The sequence below is a fragment of the Streptomyces sp. sk2.1 genome (assembly GCF_008120935.1).
Lineage (GTDB): Bacteria > Actinomycetota > Actinomycetes > Streptomycetales > Streptomycetaceae > Streptomyces.
The window spans coordinates 167,449-187,084 of record NZ_RDBO01000055.1 but is presented as its reverse complement, the minus strand read 5'-3'; the positions used below and the strand labels follow the sequence as shown (position 1 = coordinate 187,084).

Annotated in this window: 18 protein-coding genes; 9 read left to right on the top strand and 9 right to left on the bottom strand. The window is 69.1% G+C overall.

What is annotated here, in order from left to right; all coding sequences use genetic code 11:
• Positions 1 to 55: 55 nt before the first annotated feature.
• The 3 genes from EAO76_RS18085 (at position 56) to EAO76_RS18075 (ending at position 2,016) form a co-directional block, all read left to right on the top strand.
• On the top strand, positions 56 to 865 hold the full coding sequence (locus EAO76_RS18085; RefSeq protein WP_399462456.1) for a GNAT family N-acetyltransferase: 810 nt from the start codon (positions 56 to 58) through the stop codon (positions 863 to 865).
• A 151-nt stretch (positions 866 to 1,016) separates the two neighbouring features.
• A complete protein-coding gene (locus EAO76_RS18080; protein ID WP_148836983.1) occupies positions 1,017 to 1,484 on the top strand; it encodes a MarR family winged helix-turn-helix transcriptional regulator in 468 nt (155 codons plus the stop codon).
• 79 nt (positions 1,485 to 1,563) lie between these two features.
• A complete protein-coding gene (locus EAO76_RS18075; RefSeq protein WP_148836982.1) occupies positions 1,564 to 2,016 on the top strand; it encodes a GNAT family N-acetyltransferase in 453 nt (150 codons plus the stop codon).
• 132 nt (positions 2,017 to 2,148) lie between these two features.
• Here EAO76_RS18075 and EAO76_RS18070 read toward each other — a convergent pair whose 3' ends face one another.
• Positions 2,149 to 3,531, bottom strand: a complete 1,383-nt coding sequence (locus EAO76_RS18070) for a serine hydrolase (RefSeq protein WP_148836981.1) — start codon at positions 3,529 to 3,531, stop codon at positions 2,149 to 2,151.
• Positions 3,532 to 3,660: 129 nt separating this feature from the next.
• Positions 3,661 to 4,692 carry a hypothetical protein gene (locus EAO76_RS18065; RefSeq protein ID WP_148836980.1) on the bottom strand — a complete coding sequence of 344 codons (1,032 nt, stop codon included), beginning with the start codon at positions 4,690 to 4,692 and terminating at the stop codon, positions 3,661 to 3,663.
• A 181-nt stretch (positions 4,693 to 4,873) separates the two neighbouring features.
• On the opposite strand from EAO76_RS18065, the gene EAO76_RS18060 reads away from it, so the two are divergent.
• Together EAO76_RS18060 and EAO76_RS18055 are read left to right on the top strand one after the other, a co-directional pair.
• Complete coding sequence (locus tag EAO76_RS18060; protein WP_262375571.1) at positions 4,874 to 5,617, top strand: DUF5701 family protein; 744 nt, start codon at positions 4,874 to 4,876, stop codon at positions 5,615 to 5,617.
• A gap of 150 nt (positions 5,618 to 5,767) precedes the next feature.
• Positions 5,768 to 6,682 carry an MBL fold metallo-hydrolase gene (locus tag EAO76_RS18055; protein ID WP_148836979.1) on the top strand — a complete coding sequence of 305 codons (915 nt, stop codon included), beginning with the start codon at positions 5,768 to 5,770 and terminating at the stop codon, positions 6,680 to 6,682.
• 206 nt (positions 6,683 to 6,888) lie between these two features.
• On the opposite strand, the gene dnaB is transcribed toward EAO76_RS18055, so the two are convergent.
• Entirely contained in the window at positions 6,889 to 8,367 is a 1,479-nt protein-coding gene (gene dnaB, locus EAO76_RS18050) for a replicative DNA helicase (RefSeq protein WP_148836978.1), read from the bottom strand.
• Positions 8,368 to 8,826: 459 nt separating this feature from the next.
• Here dnaB and EAO76_RS18040 point away from each other — a divergent pair, with 459 nt between their 5' ends.
• Positions 8,827 to 10,164, top strand: a complete 1,338-nt coding sequence (locus tag EAO76_RS18040) for an MATE family efflux transporter (RefSeq protein WP_148836977.1) — start codon at positions 8,827 to 8,829, stop codon at positions 10,162 to 10,164.
• A gap of 175 nt (positions 10,165 to 10,339) precedes the next feature.
• Here EAO76_RS18040 and rplI read toward each other — a convergent pair whose 3' ends face one another.
• The 4 genes from rplI to rpsF form a co-directional block, all read right to left on the bottom strand.
• Entirely contained in the window at positions 10,340 to 10,786 is a 447-nt protein-coding gene (gene rplI / locus EAO76_RS18035) for a 50S ribosomal protein L9 (RefSeq protein ID WP_148836976.1), read from the bottom strand.
• Positions 10,787 to 10,804: 18 nt separating this feature from the next.
• A complete protein-coding gene (rpsR, locus tag EAO76_RS18030; RefSeq protein ID WP_003967857.1) occupies positions 10,805 to 11,041 on the bottom strand; it encodes a 30S ribosomal protein S18 in 237 nt (78 codons plus the stop codon).
• A gap of 43 nt (positions 11,042 to 11,084) precedes the next feature.
• Positions 11,085 to 11,675, bottom strand: coding sequence for a single-stranded DNA-binding protein (locus tag EAO76_RS18025; RefSeq protein ID WP_148836975.1), 591 nt, complete (start codon positions 11,673 to 11,675; stop codon positions 11,085 to 11,087).
• A gap of 71 nt (positions 11,676 to 11,746) precedes the next feature.
• Entirely contained in the window at positions 11,747 to 12,037 is a 291-nt protein-coding gene (rpsF, locus tag EAO76_RS18020) for a 30S ribosomal protein S6 (protein WP_015609864.1), read from the bottom strand.
• 278 nt (positions 12,038 to 12,315) lie between these two features.
• Between rpsF and EAO76_RS18015 the strand changes: the two genes are divergently transcribed.
• From EAO76_RS18015 to EAO76_RS18005, 3 genes are all read left to right on the top strand, one after another.
• A complete protein-coding gene (locus EAO76_RS18015; protein ID WP_148836974.1) occupies positions 12,316 to 12,630 on the top strand; it encodes a hypothetical protein in 315 nt (104 codons plus the stop codon).
• A 259-nt stretch (positions 12,631 to 12,889) separates the two neighbouring features.
• On the top strand, positions 12,890 to 14,008 hold the full coding sequence (locus tag EAO76_RS18010; protein ID WP_148836973.1) for a peptidoglycan bridge formation glycyltransferase FemA/FemB family protein: 1,119 nt from the start codon (positions 12,890 to 12,892) through the stop codon (positions 14,006 to 14,008).
• A 160-nt stretch (positions 14,009 to 14,168) separates the two neighbouring features.
• The gene (locus tag EAO76_RS18005; protein ID WP_148836972.1) at positions 14,169 to 15,200 is read left to right on the top strand and encodes an alanine racemase; all 1,032 of its coding nucleotides are present in this window, start codon (positions 14,169 to 14,171) and stop codon (positions 15,198 to 15,200) included.
• Between the two features lie 49 nt (positions 15,201 to 15,249).
• On the opposite strand, the gene EAO76_RS18000 is transcribed toward EAO76_RS18005, so the two are convergent.
• Positions 15,250 to 16,749, bottom strand: coding sequence for a glycosyltransferase family 87 protein (locus EAO76_RS18000; protein ID WP_148836971.1), 1,500 nt, complete (start codon positions 16,747 to 16,749; stop codon positions 15,250 to 15,252).
• 102 nt (positions 16,750 to 16,851) lie between these two features.
• Positions 16,852 to 19,560: a transglycosylase domain-containing protein gene (locus tag EAO76_RS17995; protein ID WP_148836970.1), complete on the bottom strand. Its 2,709-nt coding sequence runs from the start codon at positions 19,558 to 19,560 to the stop codon at positions 16,852 to 16,854.
• Positions 19,561 to 19,636 lie beyond the last annotated feature (76 nt).

The window sequence follows — 19,636 nt, the reverse complement described above, 5'->3', positions numbered from 1 at the left end:
GTCCCGCGGCCGTCGCGTAGAGGCTGAGCGGTATGTCCCCGGTCTCGGCCAGCACGTGGTTCATCAGTCGTCGGCCGATGCCCTGCCGCGCGTATCGTTCCGCGACGAGCACAGATGGGGTCTCCTCCTGGCCGCGGGAACGGCCTACGGCATGGACGCCCCCGAGGGAAAGGGGCTGATGGCGACCTGTGTGGTGACCTCCTACGGTTCGCGGCTGGCCGCCGTCGGCATGCTGCTCGTCGCGGAACGATACGCGCGGCAGGGCATCGGCCGACGACTGATGAACCACGTGCTGGCCGAGACCGGGGACATACCGCTCAGCCTCTACGCGACGGCCGCGGGACAGCCGCTCTACGAACAGCTCGGGTTCACCGCCGTGGGCCGTATCGAGCGGGTCACCGGCTTCCTCCGACCGACCGGGGACAGGCCCTCCACCGTGTCCGTCCGCCCGGCCGCGGCGGAGGACCTGCGCGCCCTGGTCCGGCTGGACGCGGAGGTCTTCGGCACCGACCGGACCCACGTCCTCGCCCGGCTGCCCGCGTACGCCGACCACATCCGGGTCGCCGAGGACGGTGGAGACCTCGTCGGTTACGCGGCGACCTGGCCGAGCGCGGGCACCCAGGTGATCGGCCCGCTGATCGCTCGCGACACCGCCACGACCCGGGCACTCGTCGCCTCTCTCGCCGGAACGACGGATCGCCCCCTGCGCACGGACATCGACGCACGCCATTCGGAACTGCTCGCCTGGTTCGAGGAGTGCGGTCTGCGGACCGGACCCACGACCACTCTCATGGTTCGCGGGGCTTCCGGCCTGCCCGGTGACTGGAGCCGCCGCTACGCCCCACTGACCGTGGCGATGGGCTGACGGCCGGTCCCGGCGGCCCTGATGGCACGGAGCACGAGTGGTGCTTCACGCGTGTCACCCATGCCTGCGATCACTGATCAATTGCGAGCGGGGGCTGTTTCGGAAGTCGCCTACCCTGGATGAAAGCGGCTCCGACCCGGAAGAGAGACCCATGACAGAGACGGACCCCGCGCTGGCCGCCCTCTCCCAGGGGTGGTGCGCCCTCTCCCTGCTTCACGGGAAGATCGAGGCCCGCATCGAGCGGGCCCTGCAGTCCGGGCATGGTCTCAGCGTGCGGGAGTACTCCCTGCTCGACGTCCTGAGCAGGCAGCACAGCGGCCCCGGGGGACATCTCCAGATGAAGCAGGTCGCGGATGCCGTCGTCCTCAGCCAGAGCGCCACGACCCGTCTGGTCACCCGTCTTGAGGACCGCGGGCTGCTGACCCGGTACCTCTGCGCCACCGACCGTCGCGGCATCTACACCGATGTCACCGAATCCGGCCTCGCCCTGCTCGCCGAGGCCCGGCCGACCAACGACAGCGCGCTGCGTACCGCGCTCGACGAAGCCGCCAGGAACCCTGAGCTGGCCCCGCTGGTCGAGGCCGTCAAGACGCTGAAGGCACCCGCACCGACCGTGTGAACCGAACCGGGCGCCACCGGCCGCTTGGGCAGCCCGAACCCGGATGCACCGCCCGGCCGTTCTGCATAGTCTGCCGATCATGAGCGACCTGGAAATACGCCCTGCGGGCCTCACCGACATCCCGGCAATCGTGGCCATGCTCGCCGACGACCCGCTGGGGGCACAGCGGGAGTCGCCGGACGATCTCGCCCCGTACCACACCGCGTTCCAGCGGCTGGCGGACGACCCGAACCAGCGCGTGGTCGTCGCCGTGCGCGAGGGTCGTGTCGTCGGAACGCTGCAACTGACCGTGATCCCGGGGCTCTCCCGGCGCGGCTCGACCCGCTCGGTCATCGAGGGCGTGCGCATCCACGCCGACGAGCGCGGCAGCGGCCTGGGCACCCTGTTGATCGAATGGGCCGTGGAGGAATCCCGGCGCCAGGACTGCCAGTTGGTCCAGCTGACGTCCGACGCCACCCGGACCGACGCCCATCGTTTCTACGAGCGGCTCGGTTTCACCGCCAGCCACGTCGGTTTCAAACTCGCACTCTGATCCACAGTCCGTGAGTGCCCGCCCCGCTGGACGGGATGGGCGCTCACGGGCCACCCCCGTGCCTCCGTACCCCGCTGGAGCGGAAGCCGGCGGCCCGATCGGACCGCCCATGTTTCACGTGAAACGTGGCACTCAGACTTCGAGGCCCCGCCACCCGCCCCCGTCGACGCCGCCGGGAACGGCCGCCGCGGGGTCGTACGGCTCCCGTGTGAAGACGAACGAACCGAGATCGAGATGGTTCACACTGCCGTCCTCGTTCCGGACCACACGCAGCGTCTCCCCCGCGTAATAGCCGTCGAGGCCGACCCAGGTGCCGTCGGGCCGCGCGATGAACCGGGCGCCGCGGCCACCGCCCTGCATGGGCCGGAGCTCCACCCCGCCGCCCGCGGTCATGCGCAGGATGTTCGCCCGGGTGCCCCAGTACCAGGGGCCGGTCAGCGCGAGCAGTTCGGTGTCCACCTCCGGCAGCGGACGCCAGGGCTCGGGAATGCGGGGCTCGGCCTCGGCCACGATGCCCACGAGGTCGGCGGCGACGCCCCCGACCACCACACCGGCCGTCGTATTGGTGAGCACGACGGCCGACACATCGTTCTCGATGTCGATCCACAGGGACGCCAGGAAGCCCGGCAGCGAGCCCGTGTGCCCGATGAGCGTGCGGCCGTCCGTCCGCAGCACCTGGAGGCCCAGCCCGTAGGCGATCTCCCAGTCACCGGACTCGCCCGGCGCGGACGGTTCGCGCATCTGCCGTACGGAGGCGGCGCTGAGCACCCGGTCGTCCCCCTCGGCCAGGAAGGCCGCGAAGCGCAGGAGATCACCGGTCGTCGACCAGAGTTGACCGGCCGGAGCCATCAGCCCGAGGTCCTCCATCGGTTCGGGCAGCATGACATCGGCCCAGGGATGCACGGCCCAGCCCCCCGCGTGCGGGGACCGCGGCTGGGAACTCGTACGACGCATGTCCAACGGTTCCAGGATCTCCCGTTGCAGCGCCTGCTCCCAGCTCGCCCCGCGCACCTTCTCGATCAGCGCGCCCAGCAGGGTGTAGCCGGGGTTCGAATAGTGGTGGCGGTGGCCGGGGACGTGCATCCGCGTCTGTTCGCCGAGCACGTCAGCCAGCTCGGGCCGCAGCGCGCCCGGAGTCCGCTCCCACCAGGGCCCGGGGGATTCGGCGGCGAGTCCCGCGCTGTGGCCCAGCAGTTGGTGGATCGTCACGTCGCCGACGCCGGTGCCCGGCAGGTGCTTCTCCAGCGGGTCGTCCAGGTTCAGAAGACCTTCGTCCCGCAGGCGCAGCACCAGCACGGCGGTGAAGGTCTTGGTGATGGAGCCGATCCGGAACTGTGTGTCGGTGTCGGGGGCATGGTCGTCGACGCAGCTGCGGGAACCGCTCCAGACGATCTGCCCCTGTCGCTGCACCGCGGCGACGAGCGAGGGCGCACGGCCTTCCGACTGCGCGGTGGCGATGCGGTGCAGCAGGGCGCGCCGGGTACCGGGAAGCAACTGTTCGGGTAGGGAGGTCATGCTCAAGAACTACCCGGAGAAGCCTGCGGCGGCGACCTCATTTCGTGGCGCCCCCGCGGGTCCCGCCACGGTCATGGCGGGACCCGACCGGCAGCCGACCGTCGTCACCGACTCCGAGGCAGAGGCTGCTCAGTCCTCCCAGTCCTCGTCCTCACCGCCGCGCATGACGCGCCACCCCTTGATGTTCTCCTGCGCCTTGCGTGTCAACTCGGCGTACTGGACCGGGCATTCCCACAGCTCACGGGCCGAGAGTTCGGCGGGCACGGGAGTGTCCGGGTGGTCCTCCGGCGCGTACAGATGGACCACCGCGCGGTACCGGCTCTGCACGGAGCCGTCGGCGGTGGACCAGGGGTGCTTCGGATGGTCGCAGGAGACGTCCAGGTCGACGGTGTCGAGAGCGGCGACCAGGTCTCGGGCGTAGGAGGGCGGCAGCCCCTCGTAGGTCTGGGCGATGCCCATCCACATGCACAGGAACAGGCCGAGCCGCTCCTCGTCCCGCACTTGTCCGGAAAGCCGGCGGCGGGCCGACCACAGTGCGACCGGACCCGTGTTGTTCTCCCAGGAGCGGCTGATCGCCTCCTGCATGGCGACGATGTCGATGCCGCCGTCGTCCCGGACGAACCGCGCGTCGAGGTGGGAGACGTCGACTCCGCCGAAGTTGCTCCGGTACGCCTCGCGCACATGGCCCGCGGCCTGGTCGACGAGGTCCGCGAGGAACCCCTCGCAGTCGAACGCCGCCAGTTCCTCGTCCTCCAGGTCGTAGTCCTCGGCGAACACGGCCCGGCCGGCCCCGGTCAGCAGACTCACCCCGGCCTCGATCCCGTACTCCGAGTCCAGGTCCGAGGGGTGGGAGTCGGCCGGGCAGGTGCAGCCGGCCGGGTCCAGCGTGGCCCGGAACCCGTCCAGGGCCTCCGTGTACGACACGAACAGGGACTTGTTGAAGACGCGTGCCGCCACGTACCAGCACGTGGCGTACAGGAGGATCGTGTACCCGGTCCGCTCGCGGCGGCCTTCCGGGGAGCCGACGCGGCCGAGCGCGTCCGTCGCGTCGTCGGCGAGAACGGCAAGGGTCGCCTCGGGATCCACGTAGGGGTAGTCACTGACGATTCCGGACAGGTCGGAGATCAGTTCGCTGTGTTCGTCAGTCAGAGCAGGCGTCACTTCAGTCACACCTGTAACCGACGATCGGGCCGTACGAGGTGGTTCCCGGGCACGAGAGCGCCGCCGTCCCCGCATCCGCGCCGTTCCGCCGCTGCGCGTCGTCTCCCCCGGTGTGCGGGAATGTTCCGGCGGGCGGCTTCGTTGCCTCTGCGCCCTGCACGTCGCGACTCCTGGGAGCATCGTGTCCGAAGCCGTGTCCGCCGTCCCCGCCGTTCTCCCCGCACTTCCGGTCCTGAGCGCACAGGCCGAGCGGCTGATCGAACTGGGGGTGCACGAGATCGCCGGGCTGTCCGCCGACGATCTGCGCACCTTCGCCGAGACCGCCGAGGTCCCTGCGGGCGGCGACGGCGCCCTGCTCGCCGTTCACCCGGACCGCGCGCCCGCCTCCGCCCTGGCACCGATGCTGCGCCGCGACGACAAGCAGGGCTTCGTCGTCACCGACATGTCCGACGTCGACCTCTTCACCCCGCTCGACACCGTCGCACTGCCCGACGCTCCGCTCTACCTCCTCACCGGCGTCGACCGCGGCGACGAGATGGCCGACTGGAGCCCGAACGAGGCGCTGCCCGCCCTCACCGCGAAGGCCCGCACCCCGCTGTTGCTCACCGAGGGCATCCACTGGGTGCTCCAGCAGCCCGCCGTCCTGGAGCGCAACCACTGCTTCATGACCATCGGCTCCCGACTGCGCAGGACCGACAGCGCGCTGGACGCCCGCACACCGGCGATCTGGATCAGCAACGGCACCGGGCGGGACGGCCGCGAGCGCCGCGACGCCCCCAAGGTCGGCTGGTGCTGGGCGGGCAACCGGCACACCTGGCTCGGCTTCGCCTCCGCGACGGACCGCCTGGTCCAGGGCCTGTGGGAGTCGCGGTCGTACGACGAGGCAGGGGCCGCGGAACCGGGTGAGCGACCGCGCGGCCGGTGACCCGGTCCGACCGGGCGGGGCCGGGTGGGTGCGAGGCAGCAGATCGGTTGTCACAACCCGCTCTGCTGCCCGGTCTTGAGGAGTGACCGGACGATGCGCCCCATGGCGCCGTCGATGTCTTCGGTCGACTCTCTTCAGGAGGAGAACAACATGAGCCGAGTCAGCACCGCGCACTCCCACCCGGCGGGACACGACGAACTGGTCCCGTCGCGCTACGCACTGAAGGTCGGCGACATCGATGTGACGGTGATCAGCGACGGCGTGCTGCCGATCACCACCACGACGCTGGCCACCAACGCCGCCGAGGACGACCTGGCGGCCTGGCTCGGCGACATGTTCCTGCCGCCGGAGGTGTGCAACTGGCCGCTGAACGTCGCCGTGGTGCGCAGCGGTGACCGGACCGTCCTCGTCGATTCCGGGCTGGGGACGGAGTTCCCGGGCTTCCCGCGAGCCGGGCAGCTGGCCATACGGCTGGACGCCGCCGGGATCGATCCCGGCTCCGTGACCGACGTGGTGCTCACCCATCTGCACATGGACCACATCGGCGGGCTGCTCGTCGAGGGGCTGAGGGGTCGGCTGCGCCAGGACCTGCGCGTGCACCTTGCGGCGGCCGAGGCCGAGTTCTGGGACGCGCCGGACTTCTCCCGCACCGTCATGCCGACACCGGTGCCGGACGTGCTGCGGAAGACCGCCTCGCAGTTCCTGGACGTGTACCGCGGCCAGCTGCGGCCGTTCGAGACGGAGTACGAGGTGGCGCCGGGAGTGGTGATGCAGCGCACCGGCGGTCACACCCCCGGCCACAGCATCATCCGCCTGGAGTCCGGCGGCGAACGGCTGACGTTCGCCGGCGACGCCGTGTTCCAGACCGGGTTCGACAAGCCCGACTGGCACAACGGCTTCGACCACGACCCCGAGGAATCGGCCCGTGTCCGGATCCGCCTCCTGAAGGAGCTGGCGGCCAACGGCGAACAGCTGATGGCCACCCACCTGCCGTTCCCGTCCGTCTGCCACGTGGCGGACTCCGGCGACACCTTCCGTTTCGTACCGGCCGTCTGGGACCACTGACCGCGCTTCGGCCGGGGCCGGGGCCCGAGCAGCGCTTCAGGGGCCGGCCCTGACATGTGGCTCCGGCCGCCGAACGAACGGGATGGTGCGGTGCCCACCCGCCGTCGCGGTGGGCACCGCTCCGGGAGCCCGGGACACCGCCGCCGAAGCCCGGCAAGCACGAACGAGAACCCGCAGGGCTCCCACCGCCTGCGGGGCTCCCGTCGTCAGGTCTGTGCCATGTCCACGAAGCGCGAGTAGTGGCCCTGGAAGGCCACGGTGATCGTCGCCGTCGGACCGTTACGGTGCTTGCCGACGATGATGTCCGCCTCGCCGGCGCGCGGGGACTCCTTCTCGTACGCGTCCTCGCGATGCAGCAGGATCACCATGTCGGCGTCCTGCTCGATGGAGCCGGACTCACGCAGGTCGGACACCATCGGCTTCTTGTCGGTGCGCTGCTCGGGGCCACGGTTCAGCTGCGAGAGCGCGATCACCGGGACCTCCAGCTCCTTGGCCAGGAGCTTGAGGTTTCGGGACATGTCCGAGACTTCCTGCTGGCGGCTCTCGGAGCGCTTGGAGCCACCGGCCTGCATCAGCTGCAGGTAGTCGATGATCACGAGCTTGATGCCGTTGCGCTGCTTGAGCCGACGGCACTTCGCCCGGATCTCCATCATCGACAGGTTGGGGGAGTCGTCGATGTAGAGCGGCGCGGTCGACACCTCGGGCATCCGGCGGGCCAGCCGCGTCCAGTCCTCGTCCGTCATCGTGCCGGACCGCATGTGGTGCAGGGCGACCCGGGCCTCGGCGGACAGCAGACGCATGGCGATCTCGTTGCGACCCATTTCGAGGGAGAAGATGACGCTCGGCAGGTTGTTCTTGATCGACGCGGCCCGTGCGAAGTCCAGGGCGAGCGTGGACTTTCCCATGGCCGGACGGGCCGCGATGACGATCATCTGGCCGGGGTGCAGGCCGTTGGTGAGGGAGTCGAGATCGGTGAAGCCCGTGGGCACACCGGTCATCTCGCCGCTGCGCGAACCGATCGCCTCGATCTCGTCGAGGGCGCCCTCCATGATGTCGCCGAGCGGCAGGTAGTCCTCGCTGGTGCGCTGCTCGGTGACGGCGTAGATCTCGGCCTGCGCGGAGTTCACGATGTCGTCGACATCGCCGTCGGCCGCGTATCCCATCTGCGTGATCTTCGTACCGGCCTCGACGAGCCGCCTCAGCACCGCCCGCTCATGGACGATCTCCGCGTAGTACGAGGCGTTGGCCGCGGTCGGCACGGACTGGACGAGAGTGTGCAGATACGGCGCCCCGCCCACCTTGGTGATCTCGCCGCGCTTGACCAGCTCGGCCGCCACCGTGATCGGGTCGGCCGGCTCGCCCTTGGCGTAGAGGTCGAGGATCGCCTGGTAGACGGTCTCGTGCGCGGGGCGGTAGAAGTCGTGCCCCTTGATGATCTCCACGACATCGGCGATGGCGTCCTTGGACAGGAGCATGCCGCCGAGGACCGACTGCTCGGCGTCGAGGTCCTGGGGCGGCACCCGTTCGAAACCGGCGGAACCGCCCTCCCAGATGTCGCCCCGCGCCTCACGGTCGTGCTGCTCGCCGCGGTCCCTGCCCTCACCTCGGCGGCGACGGGAAACGGGCAGACGGTCACCGGGACCGGTGTCGGCCCAGGGGTCGTCCAAAGGCTCGGGAATGCTCACCGGGCCACCTCCTCCCGTCCGCTCAGCGGACCTCGCCACGCCACTCTTTCTTACGGCACAGCACCGACAAACAAGACGCCCGACTCCGGTTCCGGCGCGTCGAGTTATGCGTGGTTCCAGGACCGGAACGGGGTGCGGGCGCCGGACCACGGTAGGCCGCTCCGCACCGTCAGCCAATCTGGTTATCCACAGGGCATGTGGACGACTGACCAGATGCTGTGGAGAACTCCGCAGAACCTGTGCACGGAGCGGGGGACAGCACTGTGGACAAACTCATAACTCATCCGCCACCACCGCGCTGAGCTGGGCTTTTCTCATCCACCGACTGTGGGGGAGAAAAACTTCACGCCTCGGCGCAAGATCACGACAAACAGCACACAGGAGAGCGCCCCACCTCAACATAAGTAAGGATCACTAAGGCATTGCATCTATTACCTGTGGAAGATTAGATTGACCCCCATGACTCAGGCCCCGGCATCACCACCGTCCAGTCGTCGACGGCACGACCGCGAGATCATCGCCCTCGCCGTCCCCGCCTTCGGCGCGCTTGTCGCCGAGCCGCTCTTCGTGATGGTCGACAGCGCCATCGTCGGTCATCTCGGCACTCCGCAACTGGCCGGCCTGGCCGTCGCCGCCGCACTGCTGACCACCGCCGTCAGCATCTTCGTCTTCCTCGCGTACGCCACCACCGCCGCCGTGTCACGGCGGATCGGCGCGGGCGATCCGGCCGCCGCCATCCGGCAGGGCATGGACGGCATCTGGCTGGCCCTCCTGTTGGGCGTGGTCGTCATCGTCGCGGTGTTCCCGACCGCCCCCTGGCTCGTGGACGTCTTCGGCGCCTCCGACACGGCGGCGCCCTACGCCACCACATATCTGAGGATCTCCAGCCTCGGCATACCGGCCATGCTCGTGGTGATGGCCGCGACCGGCGTGCTCCGCGGACTGCAGGACACCAGGACCCCGCTGTACGTCGCCATCGGGGGCTTCGCCGCCAATGGGGCCCTCAACGTGGGACTGGTCTACGGCGCCGGGTTCGGGATCGCCGGATCGGCCTGGGGAACCGTGATCGCCCAGGTCTCGATGGCCACCGCCTACCTGATCGTGGTGGTGCGAGGAGCACGGAAGCACGGCGCCTCGCTGCGCCCCGATGCCGCGGGCATCAGGGCCAGCGCCCAGGCGGGCGTTCCGCTGCTGGTCCGTACGCTCTCGCTCCGCGCCGTCCTGATGATCGCCACCGCCGTCGCCGCACGTCTCGGCGACACCGAGATCGCCGCGCACCAGGTCATTATCTCCCTCTGGAACCTGATGGCCTTCGCCCTCGACGCCATCGCCATCGCGGGGCAGGCCATCATCGGCCGCTACCTGGGAGCCGACGACACCAAGGGAGCGCGCGAGGCATGCCGCCGGATGGTGCAGTGGGGCATCGCCTCCGGAGTGGTGTTCGGAGTACTGCTCATCCTTGCCCGACCGCTGTTCGTTCCCCTGTTCACCAGTGACCGGGCCGTGCAGGACACCCTGCTCCCGGCGCTCCTCGTGGTGGCGCTGTCCCAGCCGATCGCCGGTGTGGTGTTCGTCCTGGACGGCGTGCTGATGGGGGCGGGGGACGGGCCTTACCTGGCCTGGGCCATGCTCGTCACGCTCGCGATCTTCGCCCCGGTCGCGCTGCTGGTGCCGGTGATCGGCGGCGGTCTGACCGCACTGTGGTGGGCCATGACCCTCATGATGGTCATCCGCCTGGTGACGCTCTGGCTGCGCACCCGGTCGGGCCGGTGGCTCGTCACCGGGGCCATGCGCTGACCCCGATTCCATGTCCGTGTTTCACGTGAAACGACGGTTTCACGTGAAACACGACCCCATGGGTCGATCCGTGGCCTGTGTTCCTCCGCCTTCGAGAAACCACCGAAGCAACGGAAACGGCGAAGGGCCGCACCCCGAGGGGTGCGGCCCTTCATCTGCTCCGAGGAGCTGTGCCTCAGGCGGCAACAACCTCGATGCCGAGGTTCGCAGCGACCTCGGGGTGCAGACGCACGGACACCTGGTGTCCGCCGAGCGTCTTGATCGGCGAGCCGAGCTCGACGCGACGCTTGTCGACGTCGGGGCCACCCGCGTCCTTGATCGCCGAGGCGATGTCGGCCGGGGTCACGGAGCCGAAGAGGCGGCCGGCGTCGCCGGAGCGAACAGCCAGACGGACCTTCACGGCCTCGAGCTTGGCCTTGATCTCGTTGGCCTGCTCGATCGTGGCGATCTCGTGGATCTTGCGGGCGCGGCGGATCTGCGCCACGTCCTTCTCGCCACCCTTGGTCCAGCGGATGGCGAAGCCACGCGGAACCAGGTAGTTACGGGCGTACCCGTCCTTGACGTCGACGACGTCGCCCGCAGCACCGAGGCCGGAGACCTCGTGGGTGAGGATGATCTTCATGATTCGGTCACCCTTCCCTTATCGCGCGGTGGACGTGTAGGGCAGCAGCGCCATCTCACGGCTGTTCTTGACGGCCGTGGCGACGTCACGCTGGTGCTGCGTGCAGTTGCCGGTCACGCGGCGGGCACGGATCTTGCCGCGGTCGGAAATGAACTTCCGCAGCATGTTCGTGTCCTTGTAGTCCACGTACTGGGTCTTGTCCTTGCAGAACGCGCAGACCTTCTTCTTAGGCTTGCGCACAGGCGGCTTCGCCATGATGTTTCTCCTGTGTGATCAAGAAGTGGGGGTACGAGTCGCCCTAGAAGGGCGGCTCGTCCGAGTAGCCGCCGCCGGAGCCGCCGGAGCTTCCGCCCCAGCCGCCACCCTGCTGGCCCCCGCCCTGCTGACCGCCGGACGGCGCGCTCGTGGCCCACGGGTCGTCGGCGGGAGCGCCGCCGCCACCCTGCTGGCCACCGCCACCGGGACCGCCGCCCCAGTTGCCGCCGCCCTGCTGGCCTCCGCCGTATCCACCCTGGCCACCGCGACCGGTGGTCTTGGTGACCTTGGCCGTGGCGTTCTTGAGACTGGGGCCGACTTCCTCGACGTCCAGCTCGTAGACCGTGCGCTTGACGCCCTCGCGGTCCTCGTACGACCGCTGCTTCAGCCGGCCCTGCACGACGACGCGCATGCCTCGCTGGAGCGACTCGGCGACGTTCTCCGCCGCCTGCCGCCAGACCGAGCAGGTGAGGAACAGGCCTTCGCCGTCCTTCCACTCATTGGTCTGCCGGTCGAAGATGCGGGGAGTGGACGCGACGCGGAACTTCGCGACCGCCGCACCGGACGGGGTGAAGCGCAGCTCGGGGTCGTCGACGAGATTGCCGACGACCGTGATGACGGTCTCGCCTGCCATGGATGAACCTCTCGGCGGGGATTGCTTCTGGCTGCTTGCTACTCGAACCCGATGACCTCTGAGCTAGACGCTCAGTGGATCTCGGGACGGAGGACCTTGGTCCGGAGGACCGACTCGTTCAGGTTCATCTGGCGGTCGAGCTCCTTGACGACCGCAGGCTCGGCCTGCAGGTCGATGACCGAGTAGATGCCCTCGGGCTTCTTCTTGATCTCGTAAGCGAGACGACGACGGCCCCAGGTGTCGACCTTCTCGACCTTTCCGTTGCCCTCACGGACGACGGAGAGGAAGTTCTCGATCAGCGGGGAGACAGCGCGCTCCTCGAGATCGGGGTCGAGGATGACCATCACCTCGTAGTGACGCATGTGGAACCCACCTCCTTTGGACTCAGCGGCCACGGTCGTTCCGTGGCAGGAGGGTCGTGATGCGTGAGCACCAGTGTCCCCGAGCAGAACAGCCGCCACTGACAGCGCCCTCGATGACGAGGAAGTCGACGTGCTGGCCTGGGCAGACACCAGTGCAGACCGTACAGAGTACCCGCACAACCGCTTCCGGTTGAAATCCGGTGGTCAGGAGACGCAATCTGGACACATCGGGTGTGAGCGGCGCCACGAAGCGCCGCCTTTCGGCCAGGAGGTGCTCCATGGCACAGGCAGTACGACCCCGCCCCGCCGTCTCGCTCTTCGCCACCGACGGCAAACCCCATCCGCTCCAGGACACCCTGGTCATCGTGACCCTGGTCCTGGGGACGCTCGCCTTCGTGACGGCGATGTTCCACCACCTTCATCTGATCAGTTCCTGGGCAGGGCTCATCGGCATCCTCACGGGCGCCTACGGGCAGTACATCTCGGCCACCACGCGCGAGAGGTTCCCGCTGATCATCGGTATCGGCGCCTCCGCCATCGGCTTCTTCCTGGGCATGGCCCACGGCGGCCTCTTCGGCGGCATAGTGGGCTGACGGACGACGGGCCCCGGCGGACGGGGTCGGGTTCGTCACGACAGCCGCGGGAGCCGCAACCCGACACCTGGGCCGGTGCGGGGTCCTTCTCCGGGCCCCGCACCGCTCCCTGCGCGGGTTCCGGCGCCCCGCGCCCCGCCGATGGCGGAGCGAAAAGGCCCCATAGGGCCGGACGGCGCGCTTCACGGTCACAGTAGGCTTCGGCGCGAGAGCCGGAGCCCCTGACCCATGGGGACACACCTGCCGAGGAGCGCCCCGCATGAGCCTGACCCTGAGGACCATCAGCCGAGAGCAGCATCTGGCATATATCCAGAGCCTGCCCGCGGCGAGTCACATGCAGGTTCCGGCGTGGGCGGACGTGAAGGCCGAGTGGCGCTCGGAGAGCCTCGGCTGGTTCAGCAAGGAGGGGCAGCTGGTCGGTGTCGGCCTGGTGCTCTACCGGCAGCTTCCCAAGATCAAGCGGTATCTCGCCTACCTGCCCGAGGGCCCGGTCATCGACTGGTTCGCCCCGAACCTGGACGACTGGCTCCGTCCGATGCTGGCGCACCTCAAGCAGCAGGGCGCCTTCTCCGTGAAGATGGGCCCGCCCGTCGTCATCCGCCGCTGGGACGCGGCCGCGATCAAGTCGGGCATCCAGGACCCGGAGGTGAAGCGGCTGCGCGACGTCAAGGCCACCCACATCGAGCCCCAGGCCTTCGAGGTGGCGGACAGGCTGCGGAAGATGGGCTGGCAGCAGGGCGAGGACGGCGGCGCCGGCTTCGGTGACGTACAACCCCGCTACATCTTCCAGGTGCCGCTGGCGAACCGGTCGCTCGAAGACGTCCACAAGGGCTTCAACCAGCTGTGGCGCCGCAACATCAAGAAGGCCGAGAAGGCCGGCGTCGAGGTCGTCCAGGGCGGATACGGGGACCTCGCCGAGTGGCAGCGGCTCTACGAGATCACGGCGGAGCGCGACCGCTTCCGGCCGCGTCCGCTGGCCTACTTCCAGCGCATGTGGACGACCCTCAACAACGAGGACCCCAACCGGATGCGGCTGTACTTCGCCCGTCACGAGGGCGAGAACGTCGCCGCCGCGACGATGCTGATCGTCGGCGGGCACGTCTGGTACTCCTACGGGGCGTCCGCCAACCACAAGCGCGAGGTCCGGCCCTCGAACGCGATGCAGTGGCGGATGCTGCGCGACGCGTACGCCATGGGCGCCACCGTCTACGACCTGCGCGGCATCTCCGACTCGCTGGACGAGACCGACCACCTCTTCGGCCTCATCCAGTTCAAGGTCGGCACCGGCGGACAGGCCGCCGAGTACCTCGGCGAGTGGGACTTCCCGCTCAACAAGCTGCTCCACAAGGCGCTCGACATCTACATGTCCCGCCGCTGACCCCCGTCGCCCCGCTGACGAAACCGGTTTCGTTCGTTTCAATGGGCATCGCGACAGTTCTTCCACCGACAGACCCTCCAGCGACCACCGCGGGCGGCCCCCGGGCAGGCTCCGCGCACCGCTGACACATCGCAGCCACCAGAAAGGTTCCGGACCGGCCATGGCGCTCTCCCTCTACGTCGACACCGCGCGCTGGCGGGCGCACCAGAAGTCCGTCCTCGACCAGTTCCCCGGCCTCGTCCCGGTCTGCAAGGGCAACGGATACGGCTTCGGTCACGAGCGGCTGGCCGACGAGGCCATCCGTTTCGGCTCCGACATGCTCGCCGTCGGCACCACCTACGAGGCCGCCCGCGTCAAGGACTGGTTCAGCGGCGACCTCCTGGTCCTCACCCCGTTCCGCCGGGGCGAGGAGCCGGTGCCGCTGCCCGACCGCGTCATCCGGTCCGTCTCCTCCGTGGACGGCGTGCACGCCCTGGTGGGCGCACGGGTCGTCATCGAATGCATGAGCTCGATGAAGCGCCACGGCGTCAAGGAGGAGGAGCTCGGGCAGCTGCACGCCGCCATCGAGGACGTACGGCTCGAGGGCTTCGCCCTGCACCTCCCGCTGGACCGCACGGACGGCTCGGACGCGGTCGAGGAGGTCATCGCCTGGATGGACCGGCTGCGCGCGGCCCGGCTGCCGCTGCACACCATGTTCGTCAGCCATCTGCGCGCCGAGGAGCTGGGCCGACTCCAGCAGCAGTTCCCGCAGACCCGTTTCCGCGCCCGTATCGGCACCCGGCTGTGGCTCGGTGACCACGAGGCGACGGAATACCGGGGTTCCGTCCTGGACGTCACGCGCGTGGCCAAGGGGGACCGCTTCGGCTACCGCCAGCAGAAGGCCGCCTCGGACGGCTGGCTGGTGGTCGTCGCCGGCGGCACGTCGCACGGGGTGGGCCTGGAGGCCCCGAAGGCCCTGCACGGCGTGATGCCGCGGGCCAAGGGCGTCGCCCGCGCGGGCCTGGCCACCGTCAACCGCAACCTGTCGCCGTTCGTCTGGGCCGGCAAGCAGCGCTGGTTCGCCGAGCCGCCGCACATGCAGGTGTCGATCCTGTTCGTCCCGGCGGACGCGCAGGAGCCGAAGGTGGGCGACGAACTGGTGGCCCACCTGCGCCACACCACCACCCAGTTCGACCGCCTGGTCGACCGCTGACAAAGGCACCGGCCCCGGGAGCGGACATTCCCCCGGGGCCGGTCCGTCCTCAGTCCGCGGCCGGCCCCCGCGCCGCGCCCCACTCCACCCTCGGTGCTTCGGCCTCGGGGTGTGCGTGCCGCGACGGCCGGGCCGCCCGGCCCAGTACGAACGCGTCCGGGGCCCCGTCGAGCACCCCGCCGGACGGGTCGTCCGACCCGTCGAGCCGTACGACGTCCCGCTCCGGCACGAGGATGTCCCGCACGACGACGGCACAGAGGTACAGCGTGCCCAGCAGGTGCAGGGCGATCGCCAGCTGATACCCCTCCGTGGGCAGCCCCTGGTGCTTGTCTCCGCTCGTCGTGTACGCGAGGTACATCCAGATCCCCAGGAAGTACATGACCTCGCACGCCTGCCAGATCAGGAAATCGCGCCAGCGCGGCCTGGCCAGGGCGGCCAGGGGAATCAGCCACAGCACGTACTGCGGCGAGTAGACCTTGTTGACGAGGATGAACGCCGCGACGACGAGGAAGGCGAGCTGCGCGAAGCGCGGCCTGCGCGGTGCCATCAGGGTCAGCGCCCCGACGCCCGCGCACAGCAGGACCGTCACCAGGGTCGAGACGGTGTTGACGGTCGACACCTCGATGCTCTCACCGGTGCGCTGCGTGATGATCAGCCAGAAGGAACCGAAGTCGATGCCCCGTTCCTCGCTGAACGTGTAGAACTTCTTCCACCCCTCGGGCGCGAAGGCCATCACCGGCAGGTTCACCACCAGCCAGGCCACCGCCGCCCCAAGTGTGGCCGTGCCGAACTCCCGCCATTTGCCCGCCCGCCAGCACAGGACGAACACCGGCCCCAGCAGGAACACGGGATAGAGCTTGGCGGCCGTGGCGAGCCCGATGAGGACGCCGAACGCCAGGGCCCGGCCCCTGGACCACATGAGCATCCCCGCGGCCGTCAGCGCGATGGCCAGCAGGTCCCAGTTGATCGTGGCGGTGAGCGCGAAGGCCGGGGCGAGGGCGACCAGCAGCGCGTCCCAGGGGCGGCGCCGGTGCGTGCGGGCGACGCAGACGGCGATGATCACTGCGCAGATCATCAGCATGCTCGCGTTGACCATCCAGTACATCTGCTCGCGGTACTGGATCGACCCGCCCGGCGTCAGCCAGGAAGCGACCTGCATGAACACCCCCGTCAGCACGGGGTACTCCAGGTACTGCATGTCGCCGGGCAGCCGGTCGAAGTACGGCACGAGGCCGTCGGAGAAGCCGCGGGCCACGTAGAGGTGCGGGATGTCCGAGTAGCAGGCGTGGGTGTACTGCGAGCCCGCTCCCCTGAACCAGGCCCAGTTGTAGCAGGGCAGCTTCTGCACCATGCCCAGCGCGAACATCCCGAGGGCCACCAGCGCGACGACGGCCACGGGCGTGAGCGTCGTGCCGCCGAGTCTCGCCCAGTACCCCGGCCGTCCGCCGATCAGCTCGCTGCCGGCCTCGGCGATCTCGTCCTCGTGCGTGGGCCGCACGACGGACTGGTCCTGCGGCTGGTGCACACTCGTGTCTTCTGCGCTCGGCATGCCGCTCATACTGCCGTACGGGCCCGTGGAAACGACGAGGGCCGCCGCACCACGTGGTGCGGCGGCCCTCACTGCCGGTCGGCCCCGTGGACCCGGCGGGGGCTATCCGGCCGGTCCGGCGATGAATCCGCCGTTCGCCCCGTTTCCGTTGCCGCCGTTTCCGTTGCCGCCGTTGCCACCGCCACCGTTCGGTGGCGAGGGCGACGTGGTCGGGAAGCCGCCGATGTCGCCCGAGTCCCCACCGTTGGCACCGCTGTTGGTGCCGCCGTTGTTGTGCTGGCAGTCCCAGTCCCACGTATCGCAGCTACTGGTCGGATCGGGCGGCGACGGGGTCGTGCTCGCCGGAGGCGTCTCGGTCTCCGTCTCGGTCGGCGTGGGCGTCACTTCCTTGGTGGGCGTCGGCTTGGGGCTCTGCGCGCCGCCGCCGTAGACCTTGTCGCCGATCTCTCCCGGCTCGGGGAAGGAAAGGACCTTCTTCCCCTTCATCGCATCGGCCATGTAGTCGTGCCAGATCTGGGCCGGGAACGAGGCTCCGTGGATCGTCCGCTCGCCACCCGTGCCGTACATCTTCTCGAACGCGCGGTTCTTGTTGTTCGCGTCGTCGTCGAGCCGGTACATGCTGATGGCCGTGGACAGCTGCGGCGTGTAACCGACGAACCAGGCGGACTTGTTGTCGTCCGTCGTACCCGTCTTGCCCGCCACATCCCGGCCGGGGAGCTGCGCGGGGGTACCCGTCCCCTTGTCGACGACGTTCTTCAGGACGTCGGTGACGTTGTCGGCGATCGCGGGGTCGAAGGCGCTCTTGACGACCCCCTTGTGCTGGTAGATCACCGCGCCGCCGTGCTTCACCTCGGTGACCGAGTAGGGCTCGCGCTGCTTGCCGCTGTCCGCGAAGGTCGCGTACGCGCCGGCCATGCGGATCGCACTGGGCGAGGACGTACCGATGGAGAACGACGGCACGTGCGAGTCCGCCATCTGGTCGTCGTCCCTGAGCCCCGCGGCCATGGCGACGTCCTTCACCTTGTCGGTGCCGACGTCCATGCCGAGCTGCACGTACGGGGAGTTGGCGGACCACTGCATGGCCTCGCGGAGGGTGATGTTGCCCTTCGACTCATGGCCGTCGTTGGCCTGCAGCCACTCCTTGCCGTTCTCGTCGGTCCAGATCTCGCCGTTGTACTTCTTGATCTTCAGCATGTCGTCGGCGTTGTAGATGCTGAGCGGCGAGACCTTCGTGCGCTGCGACTCGTTCTGCTCCTCGCCGAGCGAGGGGTCGCGCTTGCCGTACTGCATCGCCGCCGCGAGCACGAAGGGCTTGAAGGTCGAACCGACCTGCGCACCGGTCGGATCGGCGTTGTTGGTGAAGTGCTTGGTCGCGTCCTGGCCGCCGTAGATCGCCACGATGGCACCGGTCTTGGGATCCACCGACCCGCCGCCGAACTGGACGTGGGTGTCCGTCTTGGGGCGTTCCTTCGGCTTGATCTTGCTGTCGTAGACCTTCTGGACTGCGGCTTCGAGCTGCTCGACCTTCTTCTTGTTGAAGGTGGTGTGGATCTCGTAGCCGCCCTGGGCCAGCATGTCCGCCGTGACGCCCCGGTCGTTGTTGTTGAGGAAGGACTTCTTGGCGAGGTCGACCAGGTAACCGACCTGACCGCCCAGCTGGGCGTTCTTCCGCGGCGGATCGGGCATCGGGAACTCGGTGTACTTGGCGCGCTCCGCCTTCGAGAGGCGGCCGTCCTTCACCTCTTCGTCGAGGATCCACTTCCAGCGCTTCTTGGCCCGCTCGGTGTTCAGCTCCTTGGTCGCCTGCTTGGAGTCGACGTCGGGAGCGCCCGCCGGGTCGTAGTAGGACGCGCCCTTGAGCAGCGTCGCCAGGAACGCGCACTCGCTCGGGTCCAGGTCTATCGCGTCCTTGCCGTAGTACGTACGGGCCGCCGCCTGGAGCCCCGAAGCACCTCGCCCGTAGTACGAGACGTTCAGGTAGCCCGTGATGATCTGGCTCTTCTTCATGTCATTGCTGACCTTGAGCGTGATGAAGAGTTCCTGGAACTTCCGGCTCAGGGTCTGTTCCTGGGACAGACGCGAGTTCTTCACGTACTGCTGGGTGATCGTGGAACCGCCCTGCGTCTCGCCCCCGGTGGCCATGTTGAACACGGCTCGGGCGATGCCCATGGGGTCGATGCCCCGGTCGTGCTCGAAGGTCTTGTTCTCGGCCGAGATGACGGCGTCCCGCATCGCCTTGGGGATCTGCTCGTAGTTGATGATCTGGCGGTTGACCTCACCACCCGTGGCGACCATCTGTGTGTTGTCGTCCCAGTAGTAGACGTTGTTCTGCGCCTTCGCGGCCTCGTTCACCTTGGGCTTGTCGACCATCGCGTAGGCGAGACCGGCGAGGCCCATGAGCAGGCCGAGGAACCCGATGGAGAGGGCGGAGACCAGCTTCCAGGACGGAACCCAGCGCCGGAAGCCGTCCTTGTCGGCGCGGGGGTAGTCGATGAAGCGTTTCTTGCTCGGCCGCCGGGGGCCACGGCCCCGCCCCCGGCCCGGCTCCTCGTGCCCTCCGCTGCCGCCACCGCGGCGACGGCCACCGCCTCCGCGGCCCGCCCCGCCGCCCTCGGCGGCACGACGGCTTCCGCCGCCCCGCTGGGCGGCGCGTCTGGCCTCGGCGCGTCCGCCGTACGAATCGGAAGGTGTTTCAGACGTCACTCCATGTGACGGAGCTGCGCGGCGTCCTGAGGAACGCGGGGCTGCTCGTCTGGCCGCGGCACGCCCGCCACCCTGTGGCTGCGGCGCTTTGCGACGGTGCTCGCTCATCGAACGACTACTCCTCGGGCAGGCGAGAGCGCCTGGAAGCGGCAGTTGAGATCCGGTCCCCCCGAATGACGGACCA